Annotated in this window: 2 pseudogenes; both read right to left on the bottom strand. The window is 53.4% G+C overall.

Annotation, left to right across the window (positions count from 1 at the left end):
* Nucleotides 1-315, bottom strand: a pseudogene (locus ACWKXT_RS24270) (chromosome partition protein MukF); the annotation flags it as partial.
* Nucleotides 312-631 (bottom strand): annotated as a pseudogene (locus tag ACWKXT_RS24265) (tRNA uridine 5-oxyacetic acid(34) methyltransferase CmoM); the annotation flags it as partial. The pseudogenes ACWKXT_RS24270 and ACWKXT_RS24265, both read right to left, overlap by 4 nt.

The following is a 631-nucleotide window of genomic DNA, read 5'->3' as shown; positions in this document are numbered from 1 at the left end:
CGGCGTCAGACGGTAAATTGCGTTCCCTTCCGCCTGCTCGCTGGTAAAGCGGTTCAGCAGACGTTGACGCACCATGTCGTTGATCGCGTTGTTGGCGCGCACGCCGATGGTTTCGCTGGTTTGCTCAAACGCATCACTCACATGGCGGAATGCATCCACCAGCTCGCCTTCACTCATCTCACCATCCAGACGCTCGCCGTTCAGCGTGGCAACCGCCAGCAGAAAAGAGAGTCGGTCTACCGGCAGCGAGATGGAGAAGTCATTTTTTCTGGCCCAGGCAACCAGTTCGGGGACTGTCTGGGAAAATTCACTCATACTTTATCCTTGCTCTGCGGTTTGCGCGCGGTGACATGAATATAACGCCCCAGGGTAATATACGGTTCCTGACGGCAATAACGCGTTTCTAATTCAAGTAATGCTTCATAGCAGTCGCGCTGCTGGTGCTTCTCGCGCAGATAATCATGAAACACGCGAACGCCTGTCTTACCCATAATTTGCCAACCAGCTTCTTCCAGCCACAGATAAACCTGCGCCGGGTCGCGTGGATAATCTGGCGAAAGCGTCCGTTTTTTCTTTTTCGGCATTCCCGCCTGCACGTAATCAAAATTCCCGGCGACCATGTTATGCATCA

The sequence above is a fragment of the Enterobacter sp. UPMP701 genome (assembly GCF_053709515.1).
This window is presented reverse-complemented; position numbering and strand designations above follow the sequence as displayed.